At 62.9% G+C, this 16394-nt stretch carries 14 protein-coding genes; 8 read left to right on the top strand and 6 right to left on the bottom strand.

Annotated elements, in window-relative coordinates; genetic code table 11:
• The first annotated feature begins 224 nt into the window (after window positions 1-224).
• Window positions 225-1406 (top strand): hypothetical protein, encoded by a 1182-nt coding sequence (locus AC04SF_RS19705; protein WP_488479166.1) that lies wholly within the window; start codon window positions 225-227, stop codon window positions 1404-1406.
• 143 nt (window positions 1407-1549) lie between these two features.
• Window positions 1550-2923, top strand: a complete 1374-nt coding sequence (gene gltX / locus AC04SF_RS19700; RefSeq protein WP_488479165.1) for a glutamate--tRNA ligase — start codon at window positions 1550-1552, stop codon at window positions 2921-2923.
• Here the strand turns inward: gltX and AC04SF_RS19695 are convergent.
• From AC04SF_RS19695 to AC04SF_RS19680, 4 genes are all read right to left on the bottom strand, one after another.
• The gene (locus tag AC04SF_RS19695; protein ID WP_488479164.1) at window positions 2841-4043 is read right to left on the bottom strand and encodes a DUF2865 domain-containing protein; all 1203 of its coding nucleotides are present in this window, start codon (window positions 4041-4043) and stop codon (window positions 2841-2843) included. The two genes, gltX and AC04SF_RS19695, sit on opposite strands and share 83 nt — an antisense overlap.
• A 161-nt stretch (window positions 4044-4204) precedes the next feature.
• The gene (locus AC04SF_RS19690) at window positions 4205-4885 is read right to left on the bottom strand and encodes an outer membrane protein (protein WP_488479163.1); all 681 of its coding nucleotides are present in this window, start codon (window positions 4883-4885) and stop codon (window positions 4205-4207) included.
• A gap of 190 nt (window positions 4886-5075) precedes the next feature.
• Window positions 5076-7400 carry an NADP-dependent malic enzyme gene (locus AC04SF_RS19685; protein ID WP_488479162.1) on the bottom strand — a complete coding sequence of 775 codons (2325 nt, stop codon included), beginning with the start codon at window positions 7398-7400 and terminating at the stop codon, window positions 5076-5078.
• 176 nt (window positions 7401-7576) lie between these two features.
• Window positions 7577-8356, bottom strand: coding sequence for an SDR family oxidoreductase (locus AC04SF_RS19680; protein ID WP_488479161.1), 780 nt, complete (start codon window positions 8354-8356; stop codon window positions 7577-7579).
• 119 nt (window positions 8357-8475) lie between these two features.
• Between AC04SF_RS19680 and AC04SF_RS19675 the strand changes: the two genes are divergently transcribed.
• Together AC04SF_RS19675 and AC04SF_RS19670 are read left to right on the top strand one after the other, a co-directional pair.
• A complete protein-coding gene (locus AC04SF_RS19675) occupies window positions 8476-9291 on the top strand; it encodes a UDP-2,3-diacylglucosamine diphosphatase (protein WP_488479160.1) in 816 nt (271 codons plus the stop codon).
• A 118-nt stretch (window positions 9292-9409) separates the two neighbouring features.
• The gene (locus tag AC04SF_RS19670; RefSeq protein WP_488479159.1) at window positions 9410-10675 is read left to right on the top strand and encodes an MFS transporter; all 1266 of its coding nucleotides are present in this window, start codon (window positions 9410-9412) and stop codon (window positions 10673-10675) included.
• Here AC04SF_RS19670 and dgcA read toward each other — a convergent pair.
• Window positions 10595-11578 (bottom strand): N-acetyl-D-Glu racemase DgcA, encoded by a 984-nt coding sequence (gene dgcA / locus AC04SF_RS19665; RefSeq protein ID WP_488479158.1) that lies wholly within the window; start codon window positions 11576-11578, stop codon window positions 10595-10597. The two genes, AC04SF_RS19670 and dgcA, sit on opposite strands and share 81 nt — an antisense overlap.
• A gap of 77 nt (window positions 11579-11655) precedes the next feature.
• Here dgcA and AC04SF_RS19660 point away from each other — a divergent pair, with 77 nt between their 5' ends.
• Genes AC04SF_RS19660 through AC04SF_RS19645 form a run of 4 tightly spaced genes read left to right on the top strand, consistent with a single transcriptional unit; the run spans window position 11656 to window position 15733 of the window.
• A complete protein-coding gene (locus AC04SF_RS19660; protein WP_096446456.1) occupies window positions 11656-12843 on the top strand; it encodes an ABC transporter permease in 1188 nt (395 codons plus the stop codon).
• 4 nt (window positions 12844-12847) lie between these two features.
• Window positions 12848-13657: an ABC transporter ATP-binding protein gene (locus AC04SF_RS19655; RefSeq protein ID WP_096446454.1), complete on the top strand. Its 810-nt coding sequence runs from the start codon at window positions 12848-12850 to the stop codon at window positions 13655-13657.
• Between the two features lie 14 nt (window positions 13658-13671).
• Window positions 13672-15045, top strand: coding sequence for an MlaD family protein (locus tag AC04SF_RS19650; RefSeq protein WP_488479157.1), 1374 nt, complete (start codon window positions 13672-13674; stop codon window positions 15043-15045).
• 37 nt (window positions 15046-15082) lie between these two features.
• Window positions 15083-15733: an ABC-type transport auxiliary lipoprotein family protein gene (locus AC04SF_RS19645; RefSeq protein ID WP_488479189.1), complete on the top strand. Its 651-nt coding sequence runs from the start codon at window positions 15083-15085 to the stop codon at window positions 15731-15733.
• A 35-nt stretch (window positions 15734-15768) separates the two neighbouring features.
• Here the strand turns inward: AC04SF_RS19645 and AC04SF_RS19640 are convergent, their stop codons facing one another.
• Window positions 15769-16383 carry an exonuclease domain-containing protein gene (locus tag AC04SF_RS19640; protein WP_488479156.1) on the bottom strand — a complete coding sequence of 205 codons (615 nt, stop codon included), beginning with the start codon at window positions 16381-16383 and terminating at the stop codon, window positions 15769-15771.
• Between the last annotated feature and the right edge of the window lie 11 nt (window positions 16384-16394).

Raw genomic sequence — 16394 nt, 5'->3', positions numbered from 1 at the left:
TTGGCCTCCGGCTTCGGCCGGAGGCCAACTCCATCAGTCGCTGTCAGCCAGAGTGACCTACGCGGCATCTTGCGGCATCCCGGCAGTTTAGACGTAGTTTATAATGCCAGGGCACAACACGTCTTTTCTACCACTGGTTGCTGCATATTTACTCAAAAGCAACCCAGGGGGCGTAAGCCCTTGCTCTGGGATCAGATTGGTCAGCGCAGGATTTCGGCTTCACGATGCATCTTGCTTCCGAAGATACCGGTGTGGAAAAGGTGGCCGCGCCGTCGGTGCTGGCGACCCACCACGGCTCGGTTCGGCCGCTAGTTGCCGAAGATCTCGAGCGCGTCGCCGCACTCTTCCTGACGAAGTTTCGCCGGCGTCGGCGTCATCTCCGCGATCGCGCGATCGCGGAGACGGCCGAGTATATGAAGAAGATCTATCTTGATGCTGCCGGCCAGCCTGGTGAGAGCAACGCGCTTGTCCAGATCAACCCGCAGGGCGATCTGGGTGGCTTCCTCGGTGTCCTGAAAGCCCGCTACGAGCTCAACGGAGCGCCATTGAATGCGGCGATCATCGGTCCGCTCATGGCCGACACCGGCACTGATCACGGATCGGCCGGACCGCAATTGCTGCGTGCCGTGCATCAAGGCGGATTCGATCTGCATCTGACCGATTCGGCCAACCGGGTATCCCTGGCTTTCGCGCGTCCGTTGAAATACCAGCTCCTGCCGGTGCATTGTCTGGGGTGGACCCGCATTTTTCGCCCTGCCGCGGTGGCCTCCGCCGTGGTGCGCGGCAAATGGCCGGGCCTGTCTCGCTTCGTATTCGATCCTTGCGCCAGGGCATTCGATCCTTTTACGAGAAAAAGGTTCGAGCCGTCCGTCCAGCATTCATCGTCACACCGGGTCCATCGCGAGCCGATGGATGCCGCGCAATTTGCGGAGCGGTTGCCGACCCTTGTGTCCGATTACGCGCTTCGGCCGCGTTGGCAGGATGGCGAACTGCCACGGCTGCTCGCGCTGGCGGCCGAGAAGCGGGCCGACGGCCCGCTTCATTTCAGTGGGACCTACGACGAAGCCGGTAAAATGCTCGGTTGCTACGCTTTCTACGGTCAAGCCGGCGGCATGGCGAACCTGTTGCAAATCCAGGCCTCCGGATCGCACTGGGGCGCGACCCTCGATAGTCTGATCGCGGACGCGTGGAATATGGGCTGCGCAGGCATTATCGGGCAGACGCAGACCAGGTTCATGCCGCAACTCTTCAGCTACAAGAATGTTTTCTTCCGCTATGCCGGGGGAACGATGGTACGCTCGCGCATTCCTGAGGTTGCGCAAGCGGTGCGTTCCGGCGACATCTTCATCGGAGGATTGATGGGCGACCGCTGGACCCGCCTCAGTTCCGACGACTTCGGCCGCTGATCGCCTTCGATGATCTCATCGGACACTGGCCACGCGTGCCGCATGGCCCTTAGTCTTTTCATTGCCCGCGTCATGTTCTATGTGTGCCGACCGGCGCGGGGGCGCGTCTTGTCAATCACAAATGCATCCGGTACGCCCCTTTCATGACAGTTACCGTTCGTTTCGCCCCGTCACCGACCGGCCGCATCCATATCGGCAATGCGCGCACCGCTCTGTTCAACTGGTTGTTCGCCCTGAACAACAAGGGCCGCTTCATTCAGCGCTTCGACGACACCGATATCGCCCGATCGAAGCAGGAATTCGCCGACGCCATCCTCTATGACCTACATTGGCTGGGTATTTTCCCTGATGCCACCGAATATCAGTCGCGACGCTTCGAGGTCTATGACGCGGCAGTCGAGCGGTTGAAGGCGGCGGGCGTTCTCTACGCGTGCTACGAAACGCCGGAAGAACTCGATCTCCGGCGAAAAGTGCGCCGCACGCGCGGCCTGCCGCCGGTCTATGGCCGCGAGGCCTTGGCGCTGACGCGAGAGCAGGTGGCCGAATACCAGTCTGACGGGCGCCGGCCGCACTGGCGCTTCCTGCTGCCCAATTTCTCGGGCGATCCGCTACAGCCGGAGCGCACCGAGGTGCATTGGAACGATCTGGTGCGCGGCGAGGAAACGGTCGATCTGGCCTCGCTGTCCGACCCGGTGCTGGTGCGCGAGGACGGCACCTATCTCTACACGCTGCCCTCCGTCGTCGACGACATCGAGATGGGCGTCAGCCATGTCATCAGGGGTGACGACCATGTCACCAATACCGGCGTGCAGATCGCCCTGTTCAAGGCGCTGGGCGCCGAGCCGCCTGTCTTCGGCCACCACAATCTCTTGACCACCGTCTCGGGCGAGGGGCTGTCGAAGCGCACCGGGGCGCTTTCCATCGAAAGCCTGCGCGAGGACGGCATCGAGCCGATGGCCGTCGCGTCGCTCGCGGTGTTGGTCGGCACCTCGGAGAATGTCGCGGCCGCGCATGATTTAACCGAACTTGCCGGCCATTTCGACCCGGCCGCGACCTCGAAATCATCGGCCAAGTTCGATCCTGACGAATTGTTCGTGCTCAACCGTGTGCTGCTGCACCATATGCCGTTCGACGAGGCGCGGGACAGGCTGATGGTGCTTGGCATCTCCGGCGAACAAGCGGAGCCGTTCTGGCTGGCGGTGCGCGGCAATCTCGATAGGCTTGCCGATGCTGCGGGCTGGTGGTGCATCCTGCGCGAGGGGCCGCAGGAGCGGTCCGAATTTTCGGCCGACGACCGCGATTTTCTTAATCAGGCCTTCGATATCCTGCCTGAAGAGCCCTGGAACGGTACGGTCTGGAAGGATTGGACCGGCAAGATCAGGGAAGCAACCGGGCGCAAGGGCAAGGGGCTGTTCATGCCGCTGAGGCTTGCCCTTACTGGACTGCCTTCGGGGCCGGAGCTTGCAGATTTATTGCCGCTGATGGGTCGGGAAGGAACGTTGGCCCGACGACCCTGACCTTGCGCTGCTCCGGCGGCAAAGCGGACACCGGCGACGTCACCGGCTTGGCGGAAAGCCGCTTGATGGCTTCGCGGTCGAGCCCGCCCTCCCTGTTGGCCAGCGTCTCCGGGTCGGCGCCCGGATCGGGCTTGGAGGCCGGCATGGGAACGAACGGTGCCGCGTCCGTTTCCGGCTGGGACTGCTGCGGGGGCGGCGGGTTGCCGCCAATGATCTGGAAATTCTGCGCGGCGTTGCAGCCGCAAGCCGGCGGCTGCGACTTGTTGGACTGCTTGTAGAGATAGGCGGTCGGCAATTCGCTGTAAGGCCTGCCAGTGACGGATGACGTCATCGAGGCGGAATCGTCGTCCATGCCGCGCGAATAGAAGACCTGCATTTCGGTGCCGGGGCAGCTCGATTCGCAATTCTTCTGGTCGCGCTCGAAATCGCCGACCGACGCAGCGTTCGACATCGGGAAAAAATAGCCGTCGCAGGTGCGCACGCAGGTGGTGTGGAACTCGCCGTCGGTATCTGGAAAGTCCGGAATGCCGGGCAGGTTCAGGACGTGGCGGACATTGCGTTCCTCGCCGGGATCGTCCGGCTGATCGAGCGTGTCGCTCTGCTGGCCACCGCCGCCGAAAAGCTGGTCGAACAGGTTGGCGTTGGCGTCTTCTCCACGGTCGGCTTCCTGCAGCGGAGCACGGCGTGGCGCAACCGTGTCGTCGCGGCAGCCATTGGCGTCCAGCGCGGCCAGGATGCGGCCACGGTCGCGACGCGAGCCGCCGCCGGCGAGCTGGGCACGCTTGGCCTGCAGACTGTCGAGATTGGCGTTCATGCGGTCTATGGTGGCGTTGAGCCCGGCGCATCGATTGATGTTGCGGGAAAACAGCGAGAACCCGCAACCGGCATCGTCCGCCTGGCTGCGTGCCTTGGAGATCTGTTCGCGCTGCCGGTCGATCGCGGCATCGTATTTGCGGATCATTGCCGGACCACCGCCGCCGCCACGCGAAGCCGCGGCAAGGTCGGCCTCCAACTGACGGCAGACCCGCGAGGCGGCCTGTGGCTCGGTGACGGTGGCGCCGGACAGCAGCAAGCCAAGCAGCATGGCAGCATGCGCCCGCTTCAACCCTCCGCTCGTCATCCGCCTCAATCCCGCTGGCCTGTGTCCGCCAAGCTACCCCGTTGCCGGTTAATCGTCTATTTCGGATGCGATCAGGCGGTTGGCCGAAAGCCCTTTGGTCGCGGCAGCGGCGGCTTCAATCGGCTGGAGCGGCGGGGCACGGCAGATCGCACCGCCGGCTGTCAGAACTTGTAGTTCATACCAATCTTGACCGCGTTGAACGTGTTGTCGAACGTGGTGTTCGAGTTCGGCGCATAGTCGATGGGCTGGTCCCGCAGGTCGACATATTGATATTCGAACTTTGCCGACCAATGGTCCGTGATCGCTTGCTCCAGTCCGGCGCCGAGGGTCCAGCCAACCTTGGTGTTCTTTTCGGAAAAGCTGTTGAACGGGCCGTCGAGATACTGGTTTTCGACGCTTCCAAACGCCAGGCCACCGGTGCCGTAGATCAGGGTACGATCAAACGCATAGCCCGCCCTGGCGCGAAGCGTTCCAAACCAATCCACCTTGGTGTCGTAAACATCGCCTCTGCCGACATTGATTTCGTCGGAGTGCCCCTTGATGTCAGCTCCGGAAAAATCGGCCTCGACGCCCAGAACGGCGGAATTGATCTGGTAGTTGTAGCCAATCTGCACGCCGCCTAGGAAACCATCGGTATCGTAGTCCTGCGAACCTCGGATTGTCGGGGTGTTCGGCAAATTGTAAGTCGCGTCGGTCCTGCCGAAACCGTAGCCAATTTGCCCGCCGACATAGACGCCGGACCAATCATGGGCGGTTGTGGGCTCGACACTGATGGCGTCCGCGGCCAGAGCTTGTCCGCCGACCAGCGACAGCAATGCGGATGCTAGCAACAGGCTCTTCATGACGTCCTCGCCGTCAAATCAGATGCGCAACCATAGCAGGTCGGCTTCCCCCGCGAAATCCGCTTCCGGCCAACGCCGAATTTCCGCAATCGCAAGTTGCCGGTTCGCAACACCTGGTTTGCAACGAGGTGCTGCGGCATATGAGGGTGCTGCCCGAAAGACCAGGCCGAGCCGCTGAGGCCGGCTTCGCCTAGTCCAGATTGGCGATCGCCTGCGCCTTGTGCGCGGCCTCGACCACGGCGAGCGCCGTCATGTTGACCACACCGCGCGACGTGACCGAGGGCGTCAGTATGTGCGCCGGCTTGTCCGTGCCGAGCAGGATCGGCCCGACATGCAGCGCATCCATCATGGCGCGCAGGGCCGTCAGCGTGATGTTGGCCGAATCGAGGTTCGGGAACACCAGCAGATTGGTTTCGCCCTTCAGGCGCGAATGCGGGTAGACGCGTTGGCGCAGATGCTCCGACAAAGCGGAATCGGCATGCATTTCGCCGTCGCACTGCAGCTCCGGCGCGATGCGTGCCAGGATCGCCGCCGCCTGGCGCATCTTCAGCGCGCTTGGCGAATCGCGCGAACCGAAATCCGAATGCGACAGAAGGGCCGCCTTGGGCTCGATGCCGAAGCGCTGGATTTCCTCGGCCGCCAGCACGGTCATCTCGGCGATCTCCTCGGCCGTCGGGTCGACGGAGACGTGCGTGTCGGTGAGGAAGATGATGCCACGCTGCGAAATCAGCATGGACAGCGTCGACAGGTCATAGTCCTTGATGCCCGCGCGAGGGCCAATGATAAGCGTCACATTGCGCAGATGCCGCTCGAAGCGCCCTTCGAGGCCGCAGACCATGGCATCGGCGTCGCCGCGCTTCAGGGCAAGCGCCGCGATCACCGTGTTGTCGGTGCGCACCATGGTGCGTGCCGCTTCCGTCGTCACTCCGCGCCGGCCGGCGAGTTCGATCAAAAGGTCGACATAGTGGCGGTAGCGCGGATCGTCCTCCGGGTTGATCAGGCCGAAATCGACGCCCGGCTTGATGCGCAGGCCATAGCGCTTCAGCCTGACCTCGATGACGTGCGGGCGGCCGATCAGGATCGGCTCGGCGATGCCTTCCTCGAGCACCACCTGGGCGGCGCGCAGCACGCGCTCATCCTCGCCGTCGGCATAGATGACGCGCTTGGCGCTCGACGCCTTGGCGGACGAGAACACCGGCTTCATCACCAGGCCCGAGCGGAAGACGAAACGGTTGAGCTTATCGATATAGGCTGCGAAATCGGTGATCGGCCGTGTCGCCACACCGGTGTCGCAGGCCGCCTTGGCGACGGCCGGCGCGATGCGCAGGATGAGCCTGGGATCGAAGGGCGAGGGGATCAGGAATTCGGGTCCGAAGATTGGCGTCTCGCCCGAATAGGCGCGTGCGGCGACGTCCGAAGGCTCTTCGCGGGCAAGGGCTGCGATGGCCCGCACGGCGGCCATCTTCATCTCTTCGTTGATGGCGCTGGCGCCGCAATCAAGCGCGCCCCGGAAGATGTAGGGGAAGCACAGGACGTTGTTGACCTGATTAGGGAAATCCGACCGGCCCGTGCAGATCATGGCATCAGGGCGCGCCGCGCGCGCCACTTCCGGCATGATCTCGGGATTGGGGTTGGCCAGCGCCAGGATCAGCGGCTTTGGCGCCATGTGCTGCAGCAGTTCCGGCTTCAGCACGCCCGCCGCCGAGAGGCCGAGGAAAACGTCGGCGCCCGGGATGACATCGGCCAGCGTGCGCGCCTCGGTGTCCTTCACATAAGGGTCTTTCCAGCGATCCATCTCTTCGGTGCGGCCTTTGTAGGCGACGCCGAAACGGTCGGTGACCCAGATGTTTTCGATACGCACGCCGAGCGAGACCAGGAGGTTGAGGCAGGCAAGGGCGGCCGCGCCGGCGCCGGAGGTGACGACCTTGATGTCCGAAATGGTCTTGCCGGCGAATTCCAGTCCGTTGAGCACGGCGGCGGCGACGATGATGGCGGTGCCGTGCTGGTCGTCGTGGAAGACCGGTATGCTCATGCGGGCCTTCAGCCGCTCCTCGACCTCAAAACACTCCGGCGCCTTGATGTCCTCAAGGTTGATGCCGCCGAAAGTGGGTTCGAGAGCGGCGACGGTCTCCACCATGCGCTCGATCTCGGGGGCGTCGATCTCGATGTCGAAAACATCGATCCCGGCGAACTTCTTGAACAGGACCGCCTTGCCTTCCATGACCGGTTTGGAGGCCAGCGGGCCGATATTGCCAAGGCCGAGCACGGCCGAGCCATTGGAGACAACGCCGACGAGGTTGGCGCGCGCCGTATAGTCGGCGGCAGTCGCCGGATTGTCGCGGATCTCAAGACAGGGGGCCGCCACGCCAGGCGAATAGGCGAGCGCCAGGTCGCGCTGGTTGCCGAGCGGCTTGGTCGCCTGGATCTCGAGCTTTCCCGGCGTCGGGTACTTGTGGAAGTAAAGGGCGGCTTCGTCGAGGTCCGAACGTGCCGTTTTCTTGTTCTCGCCTTCCATGCGGCCACTCCCTCGAAACCTGCTTCGAGAGACCTTTTAGCATGCGGTAAAGGTTTTTCGCGACGCTAATTGACGCGCCGGTAGCTTTAAACGGAGGCGCGTCGAAAATCGCTAGATGTCAGATGCTTACGGCTGTTTAATGCCAGATGAGTCCTGCCGTTTCACCGACCTTTCGATCAGAAGGCGCTGACATAGAGACCGCCGTCGACCGGTATGTTCTGCCCGGTCAGATAGCCGGCATGGACCGAGCAGAGGAAGGCGCAGATCTGGCCGAATTCCTCGGGCGTGCCGAGCCGTTTGGCCGGCACATCGGCACTGATGCGGGTCTTTCGCGCCGCAGCCGCAGCGGGTTCCTCGACAGTGCCGGCCTCATGCGGGCCACGCAACCGGTCGGTGTCGAGCTTGCCTGGCAGAAGACTGTTGATGGTGACGTTGCGGTCGACCACTGTTCGCGCCACGCCGGCGAGGAACGAGGTCAGGCCGGCGCGCGCGCCCGACGACAGGTCGAGGCCAGGGATGGGGACATAGACCGAGAGCGAGGTGATGTTGACGATGCGGCCGAAGCCGCGCTTTGCCATGCCGTCGAGAACGGCCTGCACCAGCTCGATCGGCGTCACCATGTTCTGGGTGACGCCTTCGAGAATTTTTGTGCGATCGAGCTCGCGGAAATCGCGCAGCGGCGGGCCGCCATTGTTGTTGACCAAGATATCGGGTTCAGGGCAGGCGGCGAGCAGCGCCTTCTGCACTTCCGGCTTCGAAACGTCGCCGACGACTTCCGTCACCGTCACGCCATAGCGCTGGCGCAGTTCGGCAGCGGTTTTCGCCACCAGTTCCGCGTTGCGGCCGTTGACGACGATGTCGCAACCGGCCTCGGCCAGCGCCATAGCGCAGCCTTTTCCAAGTCCCTTGCTCGAAGCGCAGACGATGGCCTTCTTCCCGCGGATACCGAGATCCATGACGATTTCTCCTGTGATTTACCCGGCAAGCTAGTCCTTAGGCTGGACCAATCGCAACCGTCATACGGTTGTTGCATGAATCGGGGCATAGGCTGCTCGAAAGCAAGGGTGAAATCGCGATGTCAGGCCAACAGCCCCGCACTTTCCGCAGCATGTTCATTTCCGACGTCCATCTTGGCTCGAAGGCGGCGAAGGCCGACTTCCTGATCGATTTCCTGCGCTATCACGACGCCGACATCATCTATCTGGTCGGTGACATCGTCGATGGCTGGCGGCTGCGGCGGAGCTGGCACTGGCCGCAAAGCCACAATGACGTCGTGCAGAAATTGCTGCGCAAGGCGCGCAAGGGCGCCTTGATCACCTATATCGCCGGTAACCACGACGAGTTTGCCCGCCAGTTCCAGGGCGTGCATTTCGGCGGCATCGTCGTCGCCGACCGCGCCATCCATGAAACGGCCGACGGCAAGCGCCTGCTCGTCATCCATGGCGATCAGTTCGACACCGTCGTCCACAACCAGCGTTGGCTCGCCTATCTCGGCGATCATGCCTATGACGCAGCGATGATCGTCAACCGCGTGGTGACGCGGCTGCGCCAATTGCTCGGCCTGCCTTACTGGTCGTTCTCGTCCTGGGCGAAGGTCAAGGTCAAGAAGGCGGTCAACTTCATCGGCTCGTTCCAGACCGTGCTGACCGAGGAGGCCCGCCGCTCGCATGTCGACGGCGTCATTTGCGGCCATATCCATCATGCGGCGATCGAGAATTTCGAGGATGTGCGCTACATCAACACCGGCGACTGGGTGGAAAGCTGTACTGCCGTGGTCGAGCACTTCGATGGCCGGATGGAAATCCTGACCTGGGCGCAAGTCCTGCCCGAAGCGCCTGACGAGCTCTTCATTCCGATGCTTATCGAAGATCGGGTCGGGCAGGCGGCCTGACGCGCGACGACTTTAAGCGTTAATCGGTTAGTCCAGCCGGTTTCGTCTGGTTTTCCGCCATGTTAAGGGATCGATCTATGTCGCCGGCCGATCGTACGCGGCGTAATTGGATCGATTCATGTCCCTGCCGCCGCTTTCGCCAGAACAACTCGTCAAGCCGCGCCATTTCGAACTGCGCATGAGCCTGATCTTCGGCACGCTGTTCATATCGCTCGGCACGCATCTGCCCTATTTCCCGCTCTGGCTGCAGGCCAAGGGGTTTCACGCCGAGCAGATCGCCGTCATCCTGGCGGCGCCGATGTTCCTGCGCGTGGTGACGACGCCGCTGCTGGCGACGCTCGCCGATCGGGCGAGGGACCGCGCCAATGTCTATGTCGCACTGGTGGCAGCCTCCCTTTTGCTCTCGGCGGGTTATTTTCTCACGCCGACCTACGCGATGGTGCTGGCGGTATCGCTGGCGCTGACCATTGTCTGGACGCCGCATTCGCCGATCGCCGATTCGCTGGCGCTTTCGGGCGTGCGCCGTTTCGGCTCAAACTACGCAAGCATGCGAAAATGGGGTTCGATCTGCTATCTCTGCGCCAATGTCGCGGGCGGCTTCATCCTGGCGGCCACCGGTCCCCAGGCCGTTCCGGCGATCATATTCCTTGCCCTTGGCGCGGCGCTCGTCGCAGGCCTGCTGGCGCCGCGCATGGGGCGGCCGCGCAAGGCCTCGCCGCTGTCGGCGGCGGAAATCCAGCATGCGGCGCCGAGCCTGTTCAATGCCTATTTCCTCTACTTCACCTTTGGCGTCGGCATCATCACCGCCAGCCATGCCTTCCTCTACGGTTTCGTTTCCATCTACTGGAAATCGATCGGCATCAGCGATTCCGTCGTCGGCCTGCTGTGGGCCTGGGGCGTCGTGTCCGAAGTCTGCATGTTTTTGTTTTTCAATCGTATTTTTGCCTCCGTGTCGGTCGTCAAGGTGATGGTGATCGCCGGCATCGGCTCTATCGTGCGCTGGATCATCTTCCCACTGGTATGGCCGCTCGGCCTGGGTGTCGCCGGTTTCTTCGCCGTGCAGTCGCTGCATTCGGTGTCTGTCGCAATGGTGCTCATCGGCCTGCAAAGAATGATCGCCGAGACCGTCTCCGAAGAGCGCACGGGCGCCGCGCAAGGCATCGCCTATTTCTTCAACGGCTTCTTCATGGCCGCCGTTACGCTGGCTTCCGGCCCGCTCTATGACCGTCTCGGCGTCGATGGTTTCCTGGTGATGATCCCGATCGCGATCGTCGGCCTCGTGCTGATCGGGCTCGCCGCACGCTCAGCCCCAAAGCGCCCGGTCCGGAGGGGAGACGAGCGAACCCTGGTAGACGAGACCCGGCACACGGTCGCGGGCAAGTAGCAGCGGACCGTCAAGGTCGACGAAATCGGCGTCCTGGGCGAGTAGCACCGCCGGCGCCATCGCCAGCGATGTGCCGACCATGCAGCCGACCATGATGCCGAAACCGAGTTCCCAGGCGCGATCGCGCAGCATGAGCGCCGCCGTCAGCCCGCCGGACTTGTCGAGCTTGATGTTGACGGCATCGTAGAGACCGACCAGCGTTTCCAGGTTCTTCGCCTCATGCACGCTTTCGTCGGCGCAGATCGGCAGCGGATGCGCGATGTGGCGCAGGATTTCGTCCCGGCCGGCGGGCAGGGGCTGTTCGACGAGGGCAATGCCTTGCTCCGCGGCAAAAGCGAGGTTTGCGACGATGTTGTCGTCGGTCCAGCCCTCATTGGCATCAAGGATGATTCGGCTCTGAGGCGCGGCCTGTCTCACCGCCTGGATGCGGGCGATGTCGTTGTCGCCGCCGATCTTGACCTTCAGCAGCGGGCGGCCGGCGTTGGCGCGGGCATGCGCCGCCATCGACTCGGGTTCGCCAAGCGACAGCGTGTAGGCGGTTTCCAGCGGACGCAGCGGAGCCGGCCAGATCGCGTTTGCCACCGGCTTGCCGCTGATCTTGGCTTCAAGATCCCACAGCGCGCAGTCGACGGCGTTGCGCGCGGCTCCCGCCGGCATTGCGTCGAGCAAAGCGGTGCGGTCGATACCGCCGGCGATCCGCTCACGCATGGCCTCGATCGCGCCATGCACGCCGTCCATGGTCTCGCCATAGCGCTTGTAGGGAACGCATTCACCGCGACCGCGATGAGCATCCTGGCTGATCGTGCAGGTGATGACCTCGGCCTCGGTCTTGGAGCCGCGCGAAATGGTGAAGGTGCCGGCGATCGGAAAACGTTCGGCCTCAACCGAAATGACACGCGCCATATTTTTCTGCTCCGGCTATGCGAGAAGGGGTGTCGGCAAATCGACAAGGTCGGACCCATCAGGCTAAACAGGACGCCATGTTGACCATCGGCAAGCGCGACGCAAGCGGCACGACCGCCTCGGAGGCTGACCACCAACCACGCGTGGCGGTCGGCGAGGAAGGCGGCGTGCTCGGCTGCGCGTTTTCCGGAATCTGGACGACACGGACGGTGGCGCTGATCGACGCCGACATGCGCAAAATCGAGAAACGAAGCGGTTTCAAGATCTTGGCGCTGGATCTTTCGAAAATCGAAAAGATCGATACCGCCGGCGCCTGGCTGATCGACCGGCTGGTCAGCGCCTTCGAGAAGAAGAACGTCGAGGTCCGGCTGCAAGGCCAAAGCGAGATCGCGTCCATCCTGCTCGACGCCGTCGGCGAGGCTGTCCGGCGCGAGCCCGAATCCGGCCCGGCGCGGCCGCCAAACATCATTATCCGGGCGCTGGAGGCGGTTGGCCGGCGCGTCTACGAGATGCGCGACGATTTCCTCGCCTCGATGAATATTCTGGGCGCCACCATCCGCGGCGCGCAGATGAAGCTCGGCCGTGGTCATGCCGTCAACCCGGCCGCAATCTTCAACCAGATCGACCGCATGGGCGTCGGCGCCATTCCGGTGGTGGTGCTGATGTCGGCGATCGTCGGCGCCATCGTCGCCCAGCAAGGCGCATATCAGCTCAGCTATTTCGGCGCCGATATCTTCGTCGTCGACCTCGTCGGCGTGCTGATCCTGCGCGAACTCGGCGTGCTGATGACGGCAATCATGATCGCCGGCCGCTCCGGCAGCGCGATCACCGCCGAGATCGGCTCGATGAAGATGCGCGAGGAGGTCGACGCGCTGAAGGTCATCGGTCTCAATCCGATCGGCGTCCTGGTTTTTCCGCGCCTGGTCGCGCTGGTGATCGCCTTGCCGTGCCTGACGATCATCGCCAATTTCGCCGCACTCGGCGGCGGCATCGTCGCGGCCTGGCTCTACTCCGATATCCCACCTGCTGCGTTCATCGACCGCTTGCGTGTCGCCATCGATCTCAGCACGATTTTCGCAGGCCTGATCAAGGCGCCGTTCATGGCCATGATCATCGGCACGATCGCTTCCGTCGAAGGCATGAAGGTCGGCGGCAGCGCCGAATCGCTCGGTCAGCACGTGACCGCCTCGGTGGTGAAGTCGATCTTCGTCGTCATCATCCTCGATGGGCTTTTCGCCATGTTCTACGCAGCGATCGAGTTCTGAAAAGATGGCGAAGAGCAATGGCATCAAGATGGAGGAAAAGGACGAGAACGAGATCGTCCTTTCGGTGCGCGACGTCACCGTTGCCATCGAGGACAAGCTGATCCTCGACAAGCTTTCGCTCGACATCAGTCGTGGCGAGATCCTGGGGTTCGTCGGCGCTTCGGGCGCCGGCAAGTCCGTCCTCTTGCGAACCATTCTCGGGCTGATGCCCAAGCAGTCGGGAACGATCAAGCTGTTTGGCGTCGACGTCGACAAGGCAAGCGATATAGAGCGCCTGCGCATCGACATGCGCCTTGGCGTGCTGTTCCAGCATGGCGCGCTGTTTTCGGCGCTGACCGTGCAGGAGAACGTGCAGGTGCCGATGCGCGAATATCTCGACCTGCCAAGGAAGCTGATGGACGAGCTGGCGCTGCTCAAGATCGAGCTGGTCGGTCTGCCGCCCGACGCGGCGCAGAAATTCCCTTCCGAACTCTCCGGCGGCATGATCAAGCGCGCCGCACTTGCGCGGGCCCTGGCGCTCGACCCGGACATCGTCTTTCTCGACGAACCGACGTCCGGCCTCGATCCCATCAGCGCGGCTGAGTTCGACGAACTGGTCGTCAAGCTGCGCGACACCATGGATCTGACCGTCTATATGGTCACACACGACCTCGACACGCTGTTTACCGCTTGCGACCACGTGGCGGTGCTGGGCAAGAAGAAAGTATTGGTCGAAGGCACCATCGACGACATGCTGAAGAGCGAAGAACCGTGGGTAAAATCCTATTTCCGCGGAAAACGCGCCCGGCAACTTGATCTTGCCGCGCGTGCATAGCGATAAGTGAAGCAATGGAAACCAGAGCCAACTACGTTATTGTCGGCATCTTCACGCTGGTTGCGATCCTGGCGGCCTTCGGCTTCGTCTATTGGACGGCGGCGATCGGCGACAGGGGCGAGACGACGCTGCTGCGCGTGCGTATCCCTGGTTCGGCTTCCGGCCTTGGCCGCGGCAGCTTCGTGCTGTTCAACGGCGTCAAAGTCGGTGACGTCAAGCGCGTCTATATCGACGTCGACAATCCGACCGTCGCCATCGCCGACACCGAGATCGACCGGCTGACGCCGATCACCAAGTCGACGCAGGCCGATATCGGCCTTGCCGGCCTCACCGGCCAGGCCAACATCGAACTCAAGGGCGCCGACCCCAAGGAAGTGAAACTCCTCGACCAGGCCGAGAAGGAAGGCAAGGTGGCAGAGATCGTCGCCAACCCCTCGGCCGTGACCAATCTCCTGCAGACAGCGCAGAACATCTTCACCCGCGCCGACAAGGTGCTTTCGGAACTCGAAGGCTTCACCAAGGACGTTCGCGGACCGCTGACGCAGACCGTGCAGAACGCGCAGACATTCTCCGATGCGCTGGCCAAGAATTCCGACGGCATCGACAAGTTTCTGTCCAGCGTCAGTGCTCTGTCCGATGAACTGAAGGGTGTTTCCGGGAAGCTCGACGGCACGCTGAAGGCGGCTGAAGGGATTCTCAATGCCGTCGACAAGGACAAGATCAAGAGCATCGTGGCCAATGTTGACACGGTGACCGCGAATCTCAAGGAGACATCGCAGCAGCTCGACGGCGTGATCAAGAATGTCGACACTGCGGTCGGGTCTGTCAATGATTTCGCCAAGCAGACGCAAGGGACTCTGGCCAAGGTCGATGGCGTGCTCGACGGGGTCGACCCGGCGCAGGTGCGTGCCGCTCTGGCCAATATCCAGAAGGCCAGCGAAAACGCCAACAAGGCCGCCGCCGACATCGCCTTGGTGACCGAAAAATTCGCCAACCGCGCCGACGACATCGACCAGACGATCAAGGACGCCAAGCAACTGGCGCAGCGGCTCAACGATGCCTCGGTGCGCGTCGACGGTATCCTCGCCAAGGTCGATACCTTGCTTGGATCGGGGCAGGCCGATGGCGTGATGGCCGATGCCAGGGATACGCTGAAGTCGTTCAAGCAGGTTGCCGATACGCTCAATGCGCGGCTTGGCGTCATCACCGACAATCTGGCGCGCTTCTCGGGCCAGGGCCTGTCGAATGTCGAGGCGCTGGTGCAGGACAGCCGCCGCTCGATCAGCCGGATCGAGGAGGCGGTCACCGATCTCAGCCGCAACCCGCAGCGCATTCTTTCGGGTGGCGACGGCGAGGTTCGGCAATTCGATGGCAGGGCGCGGCGTTGACTTCGGCGTCGGCGCGCCCCAAGAACATGACCTGCGGATGCGGGTTGATCTTACGATCCGGGGACAACGGGGATCGCGCGTGAAGTCGGTGTGGGTGAGAACGGTTGGATTGACACCGGCTGCGGCGCTGCTTGCGCTTTCGCTTGCCGGCTGTGCGGTACTGGGCGGCAAGCCTGCGCCGCTCGACACGTTTGAGCTGTCGGCGCCTTCGGTCGACGCGCATGGCCACAGCCGAAAGCAAATCCTGATCGCCCAGCCCTCGGCGCTCAAGGCGCTGGACAGCCAGAACATCGTCATCAAGCCCTCCGACCGCTCGATCCAGTATCTGAAGGGGGCGCAGTGGGCCGACCGCCTGCCGCTGATTGTGCAGGCGCGGCTGGCCGAGACGTTCCAGCGCTCGGGCAGCTTTGCCGGCGTCGGCAAGCCGGGCGAGGGCCTGGCGATCGACTACCAGGTGATCGTCGAGATCCGTTCCTTCGAGGTGAGTGTCGACGGCGGTCAACATGCCGAAGTCGACCTGTTCGTGCGCCTGCTCAACGATCGCAACGGCGAGGTGCGTGCTTCCAAGAGCTTCACTGCGTCCGCGCCCGTTTCGGGCAGCGGCAATCCTGCCTATGTCAGAGCGCTCGACAGCGCGTTTGGGGACGCCGCCAAGCAGATTGTTCGCTGGACCGATTCGGTCATCTGAACGCCAGGCGCGCCGGATGCACCGACGCTTCCAGGCTAAAGGCGATCGAAGACATCCGGCCGCAGCTTTCCAGTCTTCAACAGGTGCTGCAAGGTGTAGGTTACGGAGAGCGCATCGTCGAGCGCGTCGTGGCCCTGCAATGGCGGGTGGTCGACGCCATAATAGTCCGCAAGCTTGTGGCTCGGCGTCTTCGCCAGATCCTCGATCGGCATCCAGGCCGCGATCAGCAGCTTGACGGCATTGTCGAACCGGGTGGCCGGGATGGAAGGCTGAATGCCCGCGACATAGCAGCTGATGGCGATCATGTTCAGCTCGTCCTTGCCCCAGGACCAGAGCCGCGCGCCGCCGGAAAACCGATCGACCTCGGCAAGGGCTGCTCCCAGTTCGACCCCCTCGGTCTCGATGTTTTCCTCGGTGATGCCGGTCAGTTTGGTAAAGAACGGGTCGAGTGCGTATCTCTGGCCAAACCGGTCGATCGGCCTGATATAGGCCTTGTGTGTCCCGAGCAGGGGAAAGTCGTCTTCGAGCCCAAGCCTGACCGCGCCGATCTGCGCGATGACCGGGTCGGGATCGTGGGCCGCGCACCAGAATCTGCCTTGCGAACCCTCGAGGCAGAGAAACTCGCAGTCGAATATGATGGCCGTCTTCACGGTCGGTACCC

It is taken from the genome of Mesorhizobium sp. CNPSo 4671, from assembly GCF_057784245.1.
The sequence above is the reverse complement of the archived record's forward strand: the minus strand, read 5'-3'. Positions and strand labels throughout refer to the sequence as shown.